24 protein-coding genes and 1 other RNA gene are annotated in these 16,633 nt (G+C 42.0%); 8 read left to right on the top strand and 17 right to left on the bottom strand.

Annotated elements, in window-relative coordinates; translation table 11 throughout:
* The first annotated feature begins 169 nt into the window (after window positions 1-169).
* A complete protein-coding gene (locus ACPZ3T_RS26185) occupies window positions 170-595 on the top strand; it encodes a hypothetical protein (RefSeq protein ID WP_490272346.1) in 426 nt (141 codons plus the stop codon).
* Window positions 596-669: 74 nt separating this feature from the next.
* Here ACPZ3T_RS26185 and ACPZ3T_RS26180 read toward each other — a convergent pair whose 3' ends face one another.
* Window positions 670-1,227, bottom strand: coding sequence for a Uma2 family endonuclease (locus tag ACPZ3T_RS26180; RefSeq protein ID WP_490272345.1), 558 nt, complete (start codon window positions 1,225-1,227; stop codon window positions 670-672).
* Window positions 1,228-1,364: 137 nt separating this feature from the next.
* On the opposite strand from ACPZ3T_RS26180, the gene lysS reads away from it, so the two are divergent.
* Complete coding sequence (gene lysS / locus ACPZ3T_RS26175) at window positions 1,365-2,891, top strand: lysine--tRNA ligase (RefSeq protein WP_490272344.1); 1,527 nt, start codon at window positions 1,365-1,367, stop codon at window positions 2,889-2,891.
* A 144-nt stretch (window positions 2,892-3,035) separates the two neighbouring features.
* Here the strand turns inward: lysS and ssrA are convergent.
* Window positions 3,036-3,427, bottom strand: a transfer-messenger RNA (tmRNA) gene (gene ssrA, locus ACPZ3T_RS26170).
* A gap of 99 nt (window positions 3,428-3,526) precedes the next feature.
* The gene (locus tag ACPZ3T_RS26165; RefSeq protein ID WP_490272343.1) at window positions 3,527-4,291 is read right to left on the bottom strand and encodes a class I SAM-dependent methyltransferase; all 765 of its coding nucleotides are present in this window, start codon (window positions 4,289-4,291) and stop codon (window positions 3,527-3,529) included.
* A 148-nt stretch (window positions 4,292-4,439) separates the two neighbouring features.
* On the opposite strand from ACPZ3T_RS26165, the gene ACPZ3T_RS26160 reads away from it, so the two are divergent.
* The 3 genes from ACPZ3T_RS26160 to ACPZ3T_RS26150 all read left to right on the top strand — a co-directional run bounded on the left by ACPZ3T_RS26160 (window position 4,440) and on the right by ACPZ3T_RS26150 (window position 5,708).
* Window positions 4,440-4,694: a type II toxin-antitoxin system Phd/YefM family antitoxin gene (locus tag ACPZ3T_RS26160; RefSeq protein WP_490272342.1), complete on the top strand. Its 255-nt coding sequence runs from the start codon at window positions 4,440-4,442 to the stop codon at window positions 4,692-4,694.
* Window positions 4,687-4,953, top strand: a complete 267-nt coding sequence (locus tag ACPZ3T_RS26155) for a Txe/YoeB family addiction module toxin (RefSeq protein WP_490272341.1) — start codon at window positions 4,687-4,689, stop codon at window positions 4,951-4,953. Before ACPZ3T_RS26160 ends, ACPZ3T_RS26155 begins: the two co-directional genes overlap by 8 nt.
* 116 nt (window positions 4,954-5,069) lie before the next feature.
* Window positions 5,070-5,708: a hypothetical protein gene (locus ACPZ3T_RS26150; protein WP_490272340.1), complete on the top strand. Its 639-nt coding sequence runs from the start codon at window positions 5,070-5,072 to the stop codon at window positions 5,706-5,708.
* 4 nt (window positions 5,709-5,712) lie between these two features.
* Here ACPZ3T_RS26150 and ACPZ3T_RS26145 read toward each other — a convergent pair whose 3' ends face one another.
* Window positions 5,713-6,210, bottom strand: a complete 498-nt coding sequence (locus ACPZ3T_RS26145) for a GNAT family N-acetyltransferase (protein WP_490272339.1) — start codon at window positions 6,208-6,210, stop codon at window positions 5,713-5,715.
* Window positions 6,211-6,216: 6 nt separating this feature from the next.
* The gene (locus tag ACPZ3T_RS26140; protein WP_490272338.1) at window positions 6,217-6,528 is read right to left on the bottom strand and encodes a type II toxin-antitoxin system TacA family antitoxin; all 312 of its coding nucleotides are present in this window, start codon (window positions 6,526-6,528) and stop codon (window positions 6,217-6,219) included.
* A gap of 217 nt (window positions 6,529-6,745) precedes the next feature.
* Here ACPZ3T_RS26140 and ACPZ3T_RS26135 point away from each other — a divergent pair, with 217 nt between their 5' ends.
* Window positions 6,746-7,042 carry a hypothetical protein gene (locus tag ACPZ3T_RS26135; protein ID WP_490272337.1) on the top strand — a complete coding sequence of 99 codons (297 nt, stop codon included), beginning with the start codon at window positions 6,746-6,748 and terminating at the stop codon, window positions 7,040-7,042.
* An 8-nt stretch (window positions 7,043-7,050) separates the two neighbouring features.
* Window positions 7,051-7,488 (top strand): type II toxin-antitoxin system VapC family toxin, encoded by a 438-nt coding sequence (locus tag ACPZ3T_RS26130; protein WP_490272336.1) that lies wholly within the window; start codon window positions 7,051-7,053, stop codon window positions 7,486-7,488.
* Between the two features lie 61 nt (window positions 7,489-7,549).
* On the opposite strand, the gene ACPZ3T_RS26125 is transcribed toward ACPZ3T_RS26130, so the two are convergent.
* Window positions 7,550-7,705, bottom strand: a complete 156-nt coding sequence (locus tag ACPZ3T_RS26125; RefSeq protein ID WP_490272335.1) for a hypothetical protein — start codon at window positions 7,703-7,705, stop codon at window positions 7,550-7,552.
* Here ACPZ3T_RS26125 and ACPZ3T_RS26120 point away from each other — a divergent pair.
* Window positions 7,704-7,898, top strand: coding sequence for a hypothetical protein (locus tag ACPZ3T_RS26120; RefSeq protein WP_490272334.1), 195 nt, complete (start codon window positions 7,704-7,706; stop codon window positions 7,896-7,898). The two genes, ACPZ3T_RS26125 and ACPZ3T_RS26120, sit on opposite strands and share 2 nt — an antisense overlap.
* A gap of 80 nt (window positions 7,899-7,978) precedes the next feature.
* On the opposite strand, the gene ACPZ3T_RS26115 is transcribed toward ACPZ3T_RS26120, so the two are convergent.
* The 11 genes from ACPZ3T_RS26115 to ACPZ3T_RS26065 form a co-directional block, all read right to left on the bottom strand.
* Window positions 7,979-8,245 (bottom strand): ribbon-helix-helix domain-containing protein, encoded by a 267-nt coding sequence (locus ACPZ3T_RS26115; protein ID WP_490277376.1) that lies wholly within the window; start codon window positions 8,243-8,245, stop codon window positions 7,979-7,981.
* A gap of 214 nt (window positions 8,246-8,459) precedes the next feature.
* Complete coding sequence (locus tag ACPZ3T_RS26110) at window positions 8,460-9,821, bottom strand: pentapeptide repeat-containing protein (RefSeq protein ID WP_490272333.1); 1,362 nt, start codon at window positions 9,819-9,821, stop codon at window positions 8,460-8,462.
* A gap of 289 nt (window positions 9,822-10,110) precedes the next feature.
* On the bottom strand, window positions 10,111-11,058 hold the full coding sequence (locus ACPZ3T_RS26105) for a F0F1 ATP synthase subunit gamma (RefSeq protein ID WP_490272332.1): 948 nt from the start codon (window positions 11,056-11,058) through the stop codon (window positions 10,111-10,113).
* A 100-nt stretch (window positions 11,059-11,158) separates the two neighbouring features.
* On the bottom strand, window positions 11,159-12,679 hold the full coding sequence (gene atpA / locus ACPZ3T_RS26100; RefSeq protein ID WP_490277375.1) for a F0F1 ATP synthase subunit alpha: 1,521 nt from the start codon (window positions 12,677-12,679) through the stop codon (window positions 11,159-11,161).
* Window positions 12,680-12,722: 43 nt separating this feature from the next.
* A complete protein-coding gene (locus ACPZ3T_RS26095; protein WP_490272331.1) occupies window positions 12,723-12,845 on the bottom strand; it encodes a hypothetical protein in 123 nt (40 codons plus the stop codon).
* Window positions 12,846-12,907: 62 nt separating this feature from the next.
* Entirely contained in the window at window positions 12,908-13,462 is a 555-nt protein-coding gene (gene atpH / locus ACPZ3T_RS26090) for an ATP synthase F1 subunit delta (protein WP_490272330.1), read from the bottom strand.
* Window positions 13,462-14,031: a F0F1 ATP synthase subunit B gene (locus ACPZ3T_RS26085; RefSeq protein ID WP_490272329.1), complete on the bottom strand. Its 570-nt coding sequence runs from the start codon at window positions 14,029-14,031 to the stop codon at window positions 13,462-13,464. Before ACPZ3T_RS26085 ends, atpH begins: the two co-directional genes overlap by 1 nt.
* A gap of 263 nt (window positions 14,032-14,294) precedes the next feature.
* The gene (locus tag ACPZ3T_RS26080; RefSeq protein WP_103135532.1) at window positions 14,295-14,720 is read right to left on the bottom strand and encodes a F0F1 ATP synthase subunit B'; all 426 of its coding nucleotides are present in this window, start codon (window positions 14,718-14,720) and stop codon (window positions 14,295-14,297) included.
* Between the two features lie 178 nt (window positions 14,721-14,898).
* Complete coding sequence (gene atpE / locus ACPZ3T_RS26075; RefSeq protein WP_008233924.1) at window positions 14,899-15,144, bottom strand: ATP synthase F0 subunit C; 246 nt, start codon at window positions 15,142-15,144, stop codon at window positions 14,899-14,901.
* Window positions 15,145-15,292: 148 nt separating this feature from the next.
* Window positions 15,293-16,051 (bottom strand): F0F1 ATP synthase subunit A, encoded by a 759-nt coding sequence (gene atpB, locus ACPZ3T_RS26070; protein ID WP_490272328.1) that lies wholly within the window; start codon window positions 16,049-16,051, stop codon window positions 15,293-15,295.
* A gap of 62 nt (window positions 16,052-16,113) precedes the next feature.
* Complete coding sequence (locus ACPZ3T_RS26065; RefSeq protein ID WP_490272327.1) at window positions 16,114-16,557, bottom strand: ATP synthase subunit I; 444 nt, start codon at window positions 16,555-16,557, stop codon at window positions 16,114-16,116.
* Window positions 16,558-16,633: the final 76 nt, after the last annotated feature.

The raw sequence follows: 16,633 nt of genomic DNA, 5'->3' as shown, positions 1-16,633 counted from the left end.
CAGGTAATACCCCTACACCCTTACACCCCTACACCCCTACACCCTTACACAACAAAAATTTTCCTTGCATAAGTCCTGATACCTGCCAGAGTGGGAAAATCTCAAATGTGACTCCTAATAGCACAAGTTACACAACCAACATCCAAATTTTGCCTAGGAACTGCTAATCATGGCAATTAACACTCCCAAATGGCGGCTACCTTTATTCGCTATTATTCTCGCCGTTTTTCTCCTCACACCCGGTATTGCTTCAGCAGCACCCTTTGGGTTTAATTATCCTGCTGCGAAGGCGATTATTGACCCTGCTGGCCATATCGTCACTGATTACCCTAACTTGTCGGAACTAGATTTGACTCCGATGCAGCGTCAACAACTCCAAGGGATGCTGCAACGTCGTAATAAAGAAATAGCAGCAGTGTTAACTTCTGCTCAACGTACCGAACTCCAACATCAACTGCATTCTGGACATAGTTTACTTGAGGCATTGCTCAAACTAGATTTGCAGCCAGAACAAGAAAACCTAATTAAAGCTATAGAGCAATTTACCAACTTGAAAATCAAGGCAGCCTTAGAGCGATATTCTCTACTTAATTAAAGCCTGACACTATTTCAACAAAATAGCGATCGCTTGCTGGGATATGATGGGGGCGATCGCTTCACTTTATGAAATTAGGGAAATAGTTGGCTAATCTCAACTTCTATCTTTGGGAAAGTAACCAAAGATAACGTTGCATTCTCCCCTAAAATGAATTGTTGGGTGTAAGCCTCCCCACTGGGTTCACGGAAAACATAAACCTGGAATTTATTGACATCTAAAATCCAGTATTCAGTAATTCCCGCTTGAGCATAGAGAGGTGCTTTTTGTCTACGATCTGTTTCTAACGTTGTATCTGCCACCTCAATTAATAAAAATACTTCATTCGGTGTAGGATGGTGATCAATGTATTTACGTGGCTCGATGCGAACAATAGCAATATCTGGCTCAGGTTCAGAATATTGATTTAACTGCACGGGATCTTGTACACGAACTAAGGCAAATTCCGCCAACAGCCGTTTGAGATAATCAGAAGCACACAGAGTTGTGGCTGCATGGGGAGGATTTTTCGCACTCATCGGAATTACTTGCCCTGCAATTAGTTCTACCCGTTCATCGGGGGCAATAATACCTGTATCAAGCATCCGATGATATTCGTCTACATTCCACAAGCGGACTCTAGTTTGTGTCATAGTGGCTTGATTTTAGTTTAATTGTAGCGATCGCATCAATTACAAAATCATAAAAATTTTTCGCCAATTCCCAATCCCTACTCCCCAATCCCCAATCCCTATTTATAATTAATCTTGCCCTCTGAAAGTTCGTTACCATGTCGGAAGAAGATATCCGTGCCGCCAGGCTGGAGAAAGTAGAACAACTCAAGCAGCTAGGAAGTAATCCCTACGCCTACCGTTGGGAATCTACACACCACGCCGCGCAGTTACAAGAAAAATTTGCTGATTTACCCAGTGGTGAAGAAGTTGATCTAGAAGTTGCTATTGCTGGACGCATTATGGCGCGTCGTGTTTTCGGTAAGCTTGCTTTCTTCACCTTGCAAGATGAAACCGGCACAATTCAAATTTATCTAGAGAAAAGTCGTATCCAAGAAAGCATGGCAGAGATTGATGCCGATGCTTTTAATCACCTCAAACAGCTCACAGATGCAGGCGACATCCTCGGAGTCAAAGGTACAATCAAACGGACTGAAAAGGGCGAATTATCGGTCTACGTTAAACAATACAGCATTCTTACTAAATCCCTCCTGCCCCTACCCGACAAGTGGCACGGGTTGACGGATGTTGCTAAACGCTACCGTCAACGCTACGTTGACTTGATTGTTAACCCCGAAGTCCGGCAAACCTTTCGCCGTCGCGCCCAAATTACCGCAGGTATTCGCCGCTACCTAGAGGAGCGTGATTTCCTAGAAATTGAAACCCCAGTATTACAAAGTGAAGCTGGCGGTGCAGATGCGCGCCCCTTCATCACCTATCACAACACCCTCGAAATGGAACTGTATCTGCGAATAGCGACAGAACTCCATCTCAAGCGGCTAATTGTTGGTGGTTTTGAGAAAGTCTTTGAATTAGGGCGCATTTTCCGTAACGAGGGAATTTCTACTCGCCATAACCCCGAATTTACCTCCATTGAAGTTTACCAAGCCTACGCCGACTACAACGATATGATGGCGTTAACGGAAGGTATTATTACCACCGTCGCCCAAGAAGTTCTCGGTACACTGCAAATTACCTACCAAGGCGAAAGTGTAGATTTAACACCACCTTGGCGACGGGTAACAATGCACGATTTAGTCAAAGAATATACAGGCTTAGATTTCAATTCCTTCCAAACTTTGGAAGCAGCCAAAACAGCAAGTAAAAATGCTGGTATTCCTGGCGTAGATGAAGCCCCATCTATAGGTAAATTGCTGAATTTAGCCTTTGAAGAAAAGGTAGAAACCAACTTAATTCAGCCTACATTTGTGATTGATTATCCCGTAGAAATTTCACCCCTCGCTAAACCCCACCGTTCTCAACCAGGGTTAGTAGAAAGGTTTGAATTATTCATAGTCGGACGAGAGACTGCTAATAGTTTCTCAGAATTAACAGACCCCATCGACCAAAGACAACGCCTAGAAGCCCAAGCCGAAAGAAAAGCCGCCGGTGACTTAGAAGCCCAAGGCGTAGATGAAGACTTCCTCACCGCTTTGGAATATGGAATGCCACCCACAGGCGGTTTAGGAATTGGGATTGACCGATTAGTGATGCTATTAACTGATTCTGCCAGCATTCGGGACGTAATCGCCTTCCCATTACTCAAACCAGAAAAATCAGAAACATCACCAGAATCAGCAACTTAATTAGTCAAATTCAACTACCAACAACCTGTAGAAAGTCTCTACAGGTTTTTACTTATGAACCTCTCCGCGTTCCTCCGCGTTAACCTCTGCGCCACTTTGCGTTAAAAAAAATCCACCTAAAACCAGGTGGATTTTCATTTATTTTAGTGGATCCGAGCAGAGTCGAACTGCTGTCCAAATTGGGTATTGACCCCCCACTCATTCACAGGTTTAGCCTTTCTAACCCTCAAGGCGGGAATCGTTCATTATCCCGAACGTAGGATGCTCTGATTAAGTCTTAGCTAGCAAGCCAACCAGAGAACACTTGCTAGAGCGTCCGTTGGGGGTTGGTCTTTAGTCCTTAACGGAGTCAAACTAAAGACGCTCGAATCTGTGAGAGATTATTAGGCAACTGCTACAGTAGCAGGCTTACGAGCAAATTTTACGATGTTATTCGCATTTACTTTTGTTTTGAGCCTTGATTTGCGAGAGATGACTCACTCTCGACCTGAATCATAGAGCAGCGTTCGCCAACCTGTCGAAACCGTTACGGACCCATGTCTCTATACCCTTATTATAGTACGGGATTTTCAAAATGTGTTGTGGGTGAACAAGGTTGGAATTTCAGAGAAATCAAGATTGTGAAAAATCTTATTTTAGCCCCATACTGCTGAAAAACAGAGCGTATCTGTGTAAGAGTCTGGTTTTAGACCATCATGATAGTTGGCGCATAAGTTAATGTCTGTGTAGCCTATTTCCTGCAAACACATGATAAATTCGTCGCGTCCAAACCAATGTAAAGGAAAATTTTGTAACTCAGTCGCCAGGAGTTTACCGTCTTTCCACTTCTCGTAGCGAATTACTGTCATGTTGGTTTGGTTGAGCCAGTCTATGGAAGATGTAGTTTGTAAAAGGATTGTTGCGCCGTCAGGACAAATAATTGGCGATCGCTGTTTAATAATATTCTCCGTCTTAAAATCTTCGATTGGTAGCTCTAAATCAATAAAAATTCGTCCCCTTGGTTCTAAATGTCGAGCGAAGTTTTGCAAGGCCGCTATAGCTGCATCTCGCTTTGCTAGCAACATAAATGAACCAAAGGAAACAATAATGGCACTGAATTTACCAGGAAGTTCGATATTTTTGATGTCACCCTGGTATAAAACTGGATTGAGATTTCTTTCTTGACAATGCTGACGGCAAGCAGCCAGCATATCAGGTGAATTATCAATACCCTCTACATTCAAACCAGCTTCTAACAAAGGGATCAGTAACCGTCCTGTTCCTACCATTGCTTCCAAAACTCTGCCGCCGATTTGGGAAAGATGTTTGATGTAGTAGGGAACATCTGTATATGCTCCGCCAATAGGCTTGGTAATGTTATAAGCTTCAGTACATAAAGTTCCGTATGATGTGAGAGTCATAACTAAAGGCTGCTAGGGTTTCAGAAATGGGCAATAACGCTTTTCTAACATTAATAAATGATCAACTTGTTGACATAGTTGCTTTGGTGTGATGAATATATTTTGGATTCGCTATACTTGTACAATAAACAGTACAATAACCAAGCAAATGAAAATTGTCTCATTTAGCGAAGCGAGAAATAACCTCAAGGCTGTTTTAGACCGAGTGGTAGAAGATGCCGACTATACAATTATCACCAGGAGGGATGCAGAAGATGCCGTGGTGATGTCGCTAGAGTTATTTAATAGTTTGCTGGAAACTGTTCATTTACTCAAGTCTCCTGCTAATGCTGCCCATTTGGAGCGTTCTATTGCTCAATTCAAACAGGGGGAAGTAGTGGAGCGAAATTTGTTAGATGACTAGAAAGCTAGCATGGACAGATGAAGCTTGGAAAGATTATTTATATTGGCAAGAGCAAGACAAGAAAACGTTAAAACGAATTAACAAGCTGATTGTTGCTTCAATCCGACTACCGTTTGAGGGAATTGGCAAGCCAGAAGCATTAAGAGAGAATTTAGCTGGCTTTTGGTCACGGCGAATTGATGACACGAATCGGTTAGTTTATGCGGTGGATGATGAGTATTTAACGATTATTGCTTGTCGATACCACTATTCTGATTAAGGCTGAACTTTGCTTAGTAAAGTTGAGAAGGAGAGCGATCGCTATTCCCAACCAAAACTATATCTATAATCAAAGGGAATCTGATAGTGAACTCCACCTAAACTATTATTCTCACGATGACTAAACCGAAAATTCTCCAAGAAGAGCGAGAGTATACTTTTCGCTCTTATTTTGAAATGACGTATCCACCAGAGGAAATTTTAGCAGAGTTAGGGTATAAATTAGTTCGGTCAAGATTATCACTCCCCAAAACCCAAAAAACTCTTGACCGCTTGCCAGATTTACAAGAACGCATAGAAAGAACATTAACACGAGTTAGTTTAACCAGCGAAACTGCACGTCGGGAAACACTGGTAGCACCTGTTTTATTGGAAGTTGCTACATACTATTGTGATTGCCAGTTACGCATTGAATACCCGCTAGTTGTTAGTAAATGGTTGAAAGGTAATCTAGATTATTTACTACGCGCAGAACAGAATTTATTAGTTGTAGAAGCAAAAAATGACGATTTAACCAGAGGATTTACCCAATTAGCAACAGAATTAATTGCCCTATCTCAAATAGAAGAACAACAGTTTCAATATGGAGCAGTGACAATTGGTGATGTGTGGAGATTTGGCAAGCTGGATGTGAAAGCACAGCAAATCACTGAAGATATTACCATTTATTCACTACCTGATGATTTAGAAGCCCTTGTTAGGGTTTTGGTGGGAATTATGGAAGATAATTCCATAAAATGTGACAATTCAAGTTGAAACTTTACTCTAACATTTTCCGAATATCCTTCAACATTAAAAATAGATGCAAAGGATCAGTCGGACTAGATTCAAAATCAAAATTTTCATACCATGCTCGTGCTTGCTCATCTTTAGCATGAACTAGCAAAGCACGAATCCCTAAAATCTCTGCGGCTGCGTTGACACGTTTGAGACAGTCTTTTAATAAACCACTTCCTATTCTCTGATTTTGAAAATCTTTACTGACTGCTAGACGCGCTAAAAGAGCTACGGGAACAGGATATTTTGGCAATCCTTTAATTATCCGAGGTGGTGCATCTTGATGAATAACAGAAGCAACAGTGAGAGTGTAGTAACTAATGACATTATTATCTACACAGGCTACATAAGTTTTTGAACTGTCAGATTGTTGATTTTGTAAAGCGTAGTTAATTAAAAAATTATTTAAAGCAGGTTTCCCACAATCAAAGTCTTGAATATTGTGGGTAGCTGATAATTTCTCAATATATAAATTATTCAAGGGAAATTACTCAAATACGCTAGGCTCATTTAATAGACGACGCAAGCGGGGTTTTTCTGCTGTGGGAGCGTCAAGGGCATTTTGAAAAGCTTGCCATTGTTCATCATCTAGTGCAAAGACTTTACGATTTGTCAAAGCATTTTGAGCAGCAATTAAACCGTGTTCTAATAAGAACTCACTCACATTTTTATGACTTGCAGCCGCAGCTTGCTGCAATAGTTTTTTGACAGTAGAACTTGTACGAATGTCTATCCTTTCGGTTCTAGACTCCGGTGAGTGACTCATAACTTCAGTGTAGATAGATTGTACTCTCAACACCTAAGCTACCATACACACATTGTCCTGACAATAAGAACAAGGAATTAAAATTGTTTTCGAGTATAGCGATCGCACAAGATGCTGATCCAAATTTAATTAGGCATCGCTCCCCCAACCTATGAATCTATGCTTTGATCTGATCCTGAACTCAGGTTATTTATTTTTGTAAAATTATCAGCTGGATATACTCATAATATAAGCATCAACATAAAAAACAATGAACAATTACAAAATTGAGGTGACTGGAATCAGCGAACCTTTATTAAGGCTCATTGATCAGAGAGTTCAGCAATTTGGTGGAGATAGGTCTGCTTATATCCGTGATTTGATTGAAAAGGATGTGTTAGGCACATTACACGCACAGGAATATACCATTGGTACAACAAGAAAGAGTGTTGTTGACTCACAGCAGTGGGAAATAGACATGAAATTATTAGCTCAACACGCAGAAGAAATACCGATTTTACCGCCAGAAGCGTTCACTCGTGAAAGCATTTATGGGAATCATGACTAATGCTATTCATGGCTGATACAAATATCATTTTACGCTTCATTTCTCCTTCAGATCCAAATCATATTTTGGTTCGTGATGTCATCTACTCTTTACTGCAAAGGGGAGAACAAATCTGTTATACTTCCCAAATTTTAGGAGAATTCTGGAACGTATGTACACGACCTACAACTGCACGGAGTGGCTTTGGCTTATCAATTGAAGAAACAGACCGGAGGGCGCAAGTTATAGAACGCTACTGCACTTTTTTACCTGATAGTGCAGCCGTTCATACTGAATGGCGGCGTTTAGTGGTGGATTATAGGGTGTCGGGAGTCAAAGTACATGATACACGTCTGGTTGCTGCCATGATTGTTCATGGATTAACTCACATTTTGACCTTTAATACTAGTGACTTTGCACGTTACTCTGAAGTTACGGCTGTTCATCCTAGCGCGATCGCCATTTAAATAATATGACATCAGATATCGCCCCACAAAAAGAGCGATCGCAAAAAACCCTGATCCCAATTTAAGACTGATAGGGCTGATTTTGAGCGTCTTGTCTCACTTGTAACATAGTTTTTGCAGCTTCTACTGCATCATAGGGCGACCAAACTGGATAAGACTGTTTAGCTTGAATTAGATCCGTTTCTTGTTGTGCTAGTTCCGAGATTAAAATTTGCATGACATGGAATTTGTCTGCACGACTCAGACCCTTTAATGTCGAGATTAGTTCTGAGGAAACCATGCTATTAACTCTGGGTATTCGAGTTTTCCTCTTTATTTTATTTGCTTTACTGATTCCCTACCTAGACAAACACTACAACTTAGCTACGGGAAAATTGGTTTCACGATCGCTTTTCGTTCAGTCTCGCTAGCCTCAGTGTTTTCAATCACTGATTCGCTTGTGGGGAAGCCTGGAGCTAGATTAGGAATGAGTAATATGGAAAGTATTGCATTATCTTTGAGTTTCACGGGCTTTGCGTAATTTCTCTTCTAGTCGCGCCATAACTACTCCAGCATCCTCAATTTCTCCACGTTCGATAGCCGCTAGCCCAGCAGCTAGTTTTTTCTCAGTTTCTTTTTCCCATTCTTGATAACCTTTCTCCCATTCCTCCAGCAGTTTCAATGCTTTAATAATCACATCTTCAGCATTTTCATATCTACCTGTAGCAATCCGGGTTTGGATAAATTGCTCATATTCTGCTTTTAGTTGAATATTCATAGTTTTTACATATAGTTGCTTAAAAGTGTTAGCTCTGCCTATAACCTCATTCATGTTGAGGGGTGTAGATTCTCCACGCTTTATTGCAAAACTCACATTCACTAATTAAAAGCCTGAAGCTCTAATGGGGTATGGAGTAAAATTGCCTTAAGATAAAAAGCTGATCGCATTTCGTCCGTTTTTGTGGGAGGTGCGATCAAAATTTCTGATAAGTTTACTCTGAATTTTCTGGTGGTAAACCTAACTCTTGACGAAATTTTTCATCGTATTTTGCTTTATTTAAAGTTTCAGCATTATCTTGAAACTGATAAGGTTTTATAGTTGTATTTCCAATAAAATTAGCTTGTGTAAGGTTTGCTCCCATAAAGCAGGTTTTCGTAAGGTTTGCTGATCTAAAATCCGTATTTGTAAGGTTTGCTTTTATTAAATCGGCACTTGTGAGATCAGATCCTGTGAGGTTAGCACCTGCGAGGTTAGCACCTGCGAGGTTAGCACCTACGAGGTTAGCACCTGAGAGGTTAGCACCTGAGAGGTTAGCACACGTAAGATCAGATTGACTAAGATCAGATCCATTAAGTTTGGTATCTTGAAGATCCGCTTCTCTGAGCTTACTTCCTCTGAGGTTGGCTTTTGTGAGGTTGGCTTTTGTGAGGTCAGCTTTTTCAAGGCTACTTTGTATAAGGATAGCTCCTTCAAAGTTGACTTCTTTAAAGTTAGCACCTCTAAGTTCAGATAGAATAACATTAATGTTAGATAAATTTAACTTTCGACCTTCCGGGGCTTTTTGATAATTTAAATGCGAAATTACCATAAGAGTTTGTTGGAAAAGTCTCAGCTTTTGTAAATTTTCTATTCTTGTGGGATTTTCTAAAAATTCACATATATCTAGAGGTTCTTCTTCTAAATAATAAAGAGTTTCAAAATTTGCAAAATTTGTATTTTCACGAACAAATGCTGTAAGAAGTTCCATGATTGTCCAATGATCTCCCTCCGAGTCTTTAGCAATTCTTTCTAATGTGTATACCGCACCCAATCTAACTACAATTTTATCATTAGCAAGTTGCTCTACTGCTTTGGAGAATCGCTCTGTGATTTGTTTATCTTCTGCTATTTTTAAATTCTGAAGTGCTATTTCAGTATTTCGAGAAGCTATTTCAGCATTTTTATTAGCAGCCTCGGCTGTTTTATTCGCAGCAAAAGCACTATTCTCCATAGCAACTGCACGTTTGTATCCAAGGTAAAGACCAAAAAAGGCTATAATTCCACCGATAATTAAACCTATTGTTTTTAAATTTTCGACTCTGATTTTATTTCTTATTACATCTTGTTCCGTCCATTGCTCAATAAATAAAATTGGGTGAATCACAAAAAATAAAACACAAAATAACACAAATATAAGAAAGACTACACTAAATATAAGAGTGTTTCTTTGTATGTTAATGTTATTATATTTATCTAAGTTTAATATTCCCTTATCTATATATTCTTCTAACTTATCTAGTTGTTCTGAAGAAAAATTACGAGCTTGTATTTTGGAGATTTTATCAATAATTCTTTTAATTATTTCTTCTGTCATTTCAAATTGTTCGTATTTATATTGAAGAATGTTAATAGTTACATTTTTTTTAAATAAATAATAAACAGTTTTTTGTTTTTATTACATCTCGTCTACTTCATTCGCTAGGCACGATCACAACTCTCTGGTAAATCGCTCAATTTAAGTCCTTGTTTTTCAGCATTTACCTCGATGTTATCATAAATAAAATTCCCAACTTCTGAGGATCGCCAAAACTAAAAATAGCTAACTGCTAGTTTTAAACTCACCAGCAATTAGCTATTAATTATAGTTAGCAATTGACTTATTCCTAACCGAGTGCTTCTGCACCACCAACAACCTCAAGCAGCTCTTGAGTAATTGCCGCTTGGCGGGCTTTGTTGTAAGACAAGGAAAGGCTTTTAATCAATTCACCAGCGTTATCACTGGCGTTGCTCATCGCTGTCATCCGCGCTGCTAGTTCACTAGCAGCAGATTCTTGCAATGCGCGTAATAGTTGGTTACCCAAATATAGAGGTAGCAAGGAATCCAGAATTTGTACTGGGTCTTGCTCGAAAATCATGTCGCGGGGTAAGGGACGTGCTTCGCTAGTGACTTTTTGCCGTTCTACTTCAAACTGACCGCCACGGGTTGTTAAGCGGAAAATTTCGTCGTCGGCTGCTTCTAAACCTTGGGGGTCAAGAGGTAGCAAGGTTTGCACTACGGGACGAGAACTTACCAAGGAGACGAAGCGAGTATAAATTAACTCGATGCGGTCTACTTTCTCAGAAAGGAACAAAGACAGCAATTCGTCAGCAATCTTAGTTGCTTCCTCAGCAGTGGGGATTTGTTCTAAACCACTGTAAGTAGCATCAATGGGTTGGTCGCGGCGTTGGAAGTATTGAGCAGCTTTCCGTCCGACGATGACGAAGGTGTAATCAATACCTTCTGCTTTCAGTTCTTTGGTACGGTTTTCAGCACGACGGATGACGTTACTATTGTAACCGCCACACAAACCGCGATCGCCTGAAATTACCAACAACCCTACTGATTTCACTTCCCGTTTTCTCAGGAGTGGGAGGTTGGCTTCTTCAAAGCGCAAACGGCTTTGCAGACCGTAAAGCACTTGCGCTAGTCTATCTGCGAAGGGGCGAGTTGCTAGCACTTGTTCTTGCGCTCTTCGTACCCGCGCCGCCGCTACTAGGCGCATCGCTTCTGTAATTTTTTTGGTGTTCTTGACCGACTGAATGCGATCGCGTATTGATTTTAGGTTAGGCATATTCTCTTAAGTTCCCAGTCAATAGTCTCTAGTCGCAAATTCATAGTCAATAGCCATTAATTGGTGAACTAATGACTAATGACTAATGACTAATGACCAACTACGCTGCTGCTTTGAAGGTCTTTTTGTAGTCTTCTAAAGCTGCTTTTAAAGCACCTTCTTCTTCATCAGCCAATACTTTCTTGCTTTGTACTGATTGATAGTAAGGGTTAACACCAGATTTCAAGTAATCTCTTAGACCCTTGGTGAAGGTGGTAACTTTGTCAACGGGGATATCATCTAAGTAACCGTTGATACCAGCGTAGAGAATAGCTACTTGTTCAGCTACAGACAGAGGCTCGTTTTGGGGCTGTTTGAGCAGTTCCCGTAAGCGTTGACCTCTAGCTAATTGGTCTTGGGTAGCTTTATCCAAGTCGGAAGCGAATTGTGCGAAAGCTTGCAGGTCGTCGAACTGAGCTAGTTCGAGTTTAATCTTACCAGCAACTTTCTTCATCGCTTTGGTTTGCGCCGCAGAACCTACACGGGATACGGAGATACCAGGGTTTACAGCCGGACGAACACCAGCGTTGAACAAGTCAGAAGATAAGAAAATCTGACCGTCGGTAATGGAAATTACGTTGGTAGGAATGTAAGCGGAAACGTCACCAGCTTGGGTTTCGATGATGGGTAGAGCAGTCATGCTACCTTTACCCAATTCGTCACTGAGTTTAGCAGCGCGTTCCAACAAGCGGGAGTGAATGTAGAATACGTCTCCGGGGTAAGCTTCCCGTCCGGGTGGACGACGCAGCAGCAAGGACATTTGGCGATAAGCTTGTGCTTGCTTGGACAAGTCGTCGTAAACTACCAGGGTAGCTTTACCTTTGTACATGAAGTATTCAGCAATGGTCGCGCCGGTGTAGGGTGCGAGGAATTGCAGGGTAGCTGGGTCACTGGCGTTAGCAGCAACAACTACGGTGTAGTCCATCGCGCCTTTTTCTTGCAGGGTTTGGACTACGTTAGCAACGGTGGAAGCTTTTTGACCAACGGCGACGTAAACACAAACTACATCTTCGCCTTTTTGGTTAATGATGGTGTCAATTGCGATCGCAGTTTTACCTGTTTGACGGTCGCCAATGATCAATTCCCGTTGTCCACGACCGATGGGAATCATGGAGTCAATAGCGGTGATACCGGTTTGCATCGGTTCGTGTACGGAACGACGCGCAATAATACCAGGTGCTGGAGATTCAATCAAACGGCTTTCGGTGGTTTTAATGTCGCCTTTACCATCGATAGGACGACCCAAAGCGTCAACAACGCGACCAATCAAGGATTCGCCTACACCGATTTGAGCAATTCTACCAGTAGCGGTGACAGAACTACCTTCTTGGATGTCGCGGCCTTCACCCATCAATACCGCGCCCACGTTATCTTCTTCCAAGTTTTGGGCGATACCAACAGTACCGTCTTCAAATTCCAACAATTCACCCGCCATAGCCTTTTCTAGACCATAAATCCGGGCAATACCGTCTCCAACTTGCAGAACAGTACCTACGTTAGCAACTTTAACCTCTTGGTCGTATTGCTCGATTTGCTGTTGAATAATGCTACTAATTTCGTCGGGTCTAATTGATATGCTCATGGTGTATCTTTTTTTCTTGCAAGACGGAAGAATTTGATAGTAATCAGTAGATTGGGCATTGGGAATTGGGAATTGGGAATTGGGAATTGGGCATGGGGCATTGGCCAAACAGGGCATTGGGGTAAATATTTCTCCCTTGTCTACCTTGTCTACCTTGTCTACTCATGCTCCCTGCTCCCTGCTCCTGAAGCTCCCTTGCTCCCTGCTCCTGAAGCTCCCCTGCTTCTTCTAGCCATTCGTTAAGCGTAAAGACAGGCGACGGAGTTGACCCCTTAAGCTGGAATCAATTACTTGTGAGCCGACTTTGATAATCACGCCACCAATTAAATCGCTGTCTACTTTAGTTACCAGTTCTACTTGACGAGCTTTGGTGAGAGCGATAACTTTCTGCTCAATTGCCTGTTGCTGCTCTTGTGATAAGGGAACAGCAGAGGTGACTTCCGCTAACACGGTTTGATTCAACTGCCGCAACAGTGCTAAATACTGCTGTAGAATTTCTTCCAAGAAGAAAATGCGTCGTTTGTCTACTAACAGTAACAAAAAGTTGCGTAAGTAAGGGTTAGCTTGCTCGCCCAAAATTTGCGAGATAACCCCTTTTTTTGTATCTGGTTTAATAAAGGGGTTATCTATGAAATTTTTTAGCTGTTGAGAATTTTGCACCAGGTCAATTAAGGTACGAGCATCGTTACCAAACTCTTCGGTGAGATTTTTGGATTTTGCTAGTGACATCAAAGCCTGTGCATAAGGCTGGGCTATTTCAGCTGTTTCTACAGTACTTTTCATTACCGTCCTCCCACCTGAGCGATGCTACGGTCAATGATGGCTTGCTGTACATCATCAGCAATTCCAGACCGCAGTTGTGACTCGACTTTTTCTAATGCTAGGGCGGCTACTCGCTGCCGCAGTTCGGTCAACGCCCGCTCTCTTTCGGTGTTTAAATCAGCTGCTGCTGTTTGTTTCAAGCGTTCTACGTCTTGCGCCGCCTTGGCCAATAGGGCTTCTTTAGTTGCCTGGGCATTTTCTTCGGCTGCTTTGCGGATGCGCTCTGCTTCAGCCTGAGCCTGGGTCAACTGTTCTTGCGCTTGGGAAAGAGCAGCTTGTGCGTCTTTTAAGCGTTTTTCGGCATCCTGAATCGCTGTAGCAATGTTGGACTTGCGCTCAGTCAGGATATTGCTTAAAACTTTACGTCCAAAGTAGAATAGTATGCCAATCAGAATCGCCAGGTTAATGACATTGGTTTCCAGGATGTCTAGGTTTAGACCGAAACCACCTTCTGCTGCGCCTTCTGCCAACTCAGAGTGAACAGCGTGCGCTTCTGCGGCAAGTAATAAGAAATTGCCCATGATACCCATTTACAAGTGCGCTGCTCGCTTGTTAGTACATTGTATTTTCTCCCAGGAAACTTTAACTTCTTTACTTCCTAATCAGAAATTAAGCGTCTTCATTTCCCGATGAGAAAGGTGTCTTAATGACACTTAATTAAGCGCGCTGGGACGATTGCCCAGGTGCGCTGATTTTTTGACAGTTATCAGGTATCAGTTATCATTTATCAGTTATTAGTCATCAATCAGGAATTTCTGCTTTGATCACTGTTCACTGATTACTGGTTACTGATTTAAGCTGCTGTCCCTAATAGTTTTCCGAGAATTTGCTGGCTGAGGCTATCCACTTGCTGCTCTAAGGAGCGCATAGCTTCTTGCTTTTGTTGCTCGATTTCAATGGCAGCTTTTTCTCTTTGAGCTTGAGCTTCCTGTTGTGCTTCGGCAATCTTTTGGGCAGTAATGGTTTTAGCGTCAGTTTGGGCTGCTTCTGCAACTGCTAGTGCTTGCTTGCGTGCATCGGCTAATTTTTGCTCGTATTCTTGAGCTAAACGTTCAGCTTTCGCCAAGCGTTCTTTTGCATCCAGGGTATTGGTGCGGATGTAGTTATCACGATCGTCCAGTACCTTGGTGATTGGCTTATAGAATATAGCATTCAACAATGCTGCCAACACCAAGAACTGCAATGCCATTAATGGCAAGGTAGCATCGAAATCAAACATTTCTCTCCTCGTGAGGTTGGAGTAGCAGTTTTCATGGCTAACAATTACATCCAACCTTTGATATTTTAGAGACCCATAGCCAACAAGGGTCAACTGAGATCAAAGCTTAATACCCACAATCTTCACGTTTGTAGAGGCGTGATATTTCACGTCTCTACATTGATCAAACTTTTAGGGATTAGGAAAAGGGGTTAGCGAACAGCAATACGAGGGCAATAACCAGACCGTAAATAGTCAGGGATTCCATGAACGCCAAGGTTAATAGCAGAGTACCGCGAATTTTGCCTTCTGCTTCGGGTTGACGAGCAATACCTTCTACTGCTTGACCAGCAGCGTTACCTTGACCGATACCAGGGCCGATTGCAGCCAAACCAATTGCTAGAGCAGCAGCCAGAACTGAAGCAGCAGAAACTAATGGATCCATGTTGATTTTCCTTGCTTTAAGTACAGAAATAACAAAAGTTAACTAGTTAAGACGTGTTTTTTCACGCTGCACCGAGTTCTTACAAATCGCGCCAGGCGACATTTCGAGCATCAATGCTCTTTTTGAACTGTGCTAACAACTGAGGGCGTTAATGCTCCTCATGCTCGTCGCCGTGTCCTTCCATCGCCTCATGAATGTATGCCCCGGCTAGGGTGGCAAACACTAACGCCTGGATAGCACTGGTGAATAAACCCAAGGCCATTACAGGTAGAGGTATGAATAAAGGAACTAACAGCACTAATACCGCCACAACCAATTCATCCGCCAAAATGTTTCCGAAAAGACGGAAGCTTAGGGAGAGGGGCTTAGTAAAATCTTCCAGAATAGCGATTGGCAACAATACGGGTGTTGGCTCTATGTACTTCTTAAAGTAGCCTAAACCACGTTTGCTGAACCCTGCATAAAAGTATGCTAATGAGGTCAACAATGCCAATGCTACCGTCGTATTGATGTCGTTGGTAGGAGCTGCTAATTCTCCTGATGGCAGCTTAATCAGCTTCCAAGGAATGAGCGCGCCTGACCAGTTCGATACGAAGATAAACAAGAACAATGTACCAATAAATGGTACCCAAGGGCGGTATTCTTTCTCACCCAGTTGGTTTTTAGCCAAGTCCCGAATAAATTCTAGGGCATATTCCATTAAATTTTGGATGCCACTGGGAATTTTTTGGGGGTTGCGGCTCGCAGCTAGTGAAGCTATTACTAGCAAGCTAATTACAAACCATGAGGTGAGGAACACTTGCCCGTGAATTTTGAGATTGCCCAATTGCCAGTAGAAATGTTGACCCACTTCTAATTCGGCTAGGGGAAAAGAATTAAAGGCGTTTAAGACACTAAGCATTTGCATTCTTCAAGCATTTTCCCCAAGGAGCGAGGATGGGTGTATTGTCTTTAGTGAGCCTGATTGTTTTAAGAATCAGGATTGAAAGCAGTTTGCACCATGTAGACTAGGAGCGTTGCTTTGTAAGTGAGAAATCCCAAAAAAATGGGCATTACTTGTAGATCGTGCCATTGAGATGCTAGTACAATCAACCCAATAAACAGAGCAAAACGGTTTTTGCTCAGACGCTTTTTCTCACCGCCAAGTCGCTCCACGTCTTTAGCTAGCATCTTTAAGTAAAGCACACCTGTACACGCCCCTATTAAATAATTCAGGGCAATGTTGAGGGAATAAAAAATCCACACAGAGATAAATATTATCCCAGTTAAGACAAGCGTGATTACCAACAACTTCTGGTAGAGTTGATAGAACTCCCCCATAGAGTCGTCCACTGGTTCTGTATCCTCAAAACCAGGTTGAGCATCTTGTGGTGTTGTTGGATTTGGTGCAACTGATTCTTCTGACAAGCTCACGGGACTCGAAACCAGTACAGCTAACTATATGATGACTGCATATTCAGTCAGCTGAATCATATCACGATCCGGTAAC

It is taken from the genome of Aliinostoc maniaoense (assembly GCF_058172895.1).
The sequence above is the reverse complement of the archived record's forward strand: the minus strand, read 5'-3'. Positions and strand labels throughout refer to the sequence as shown.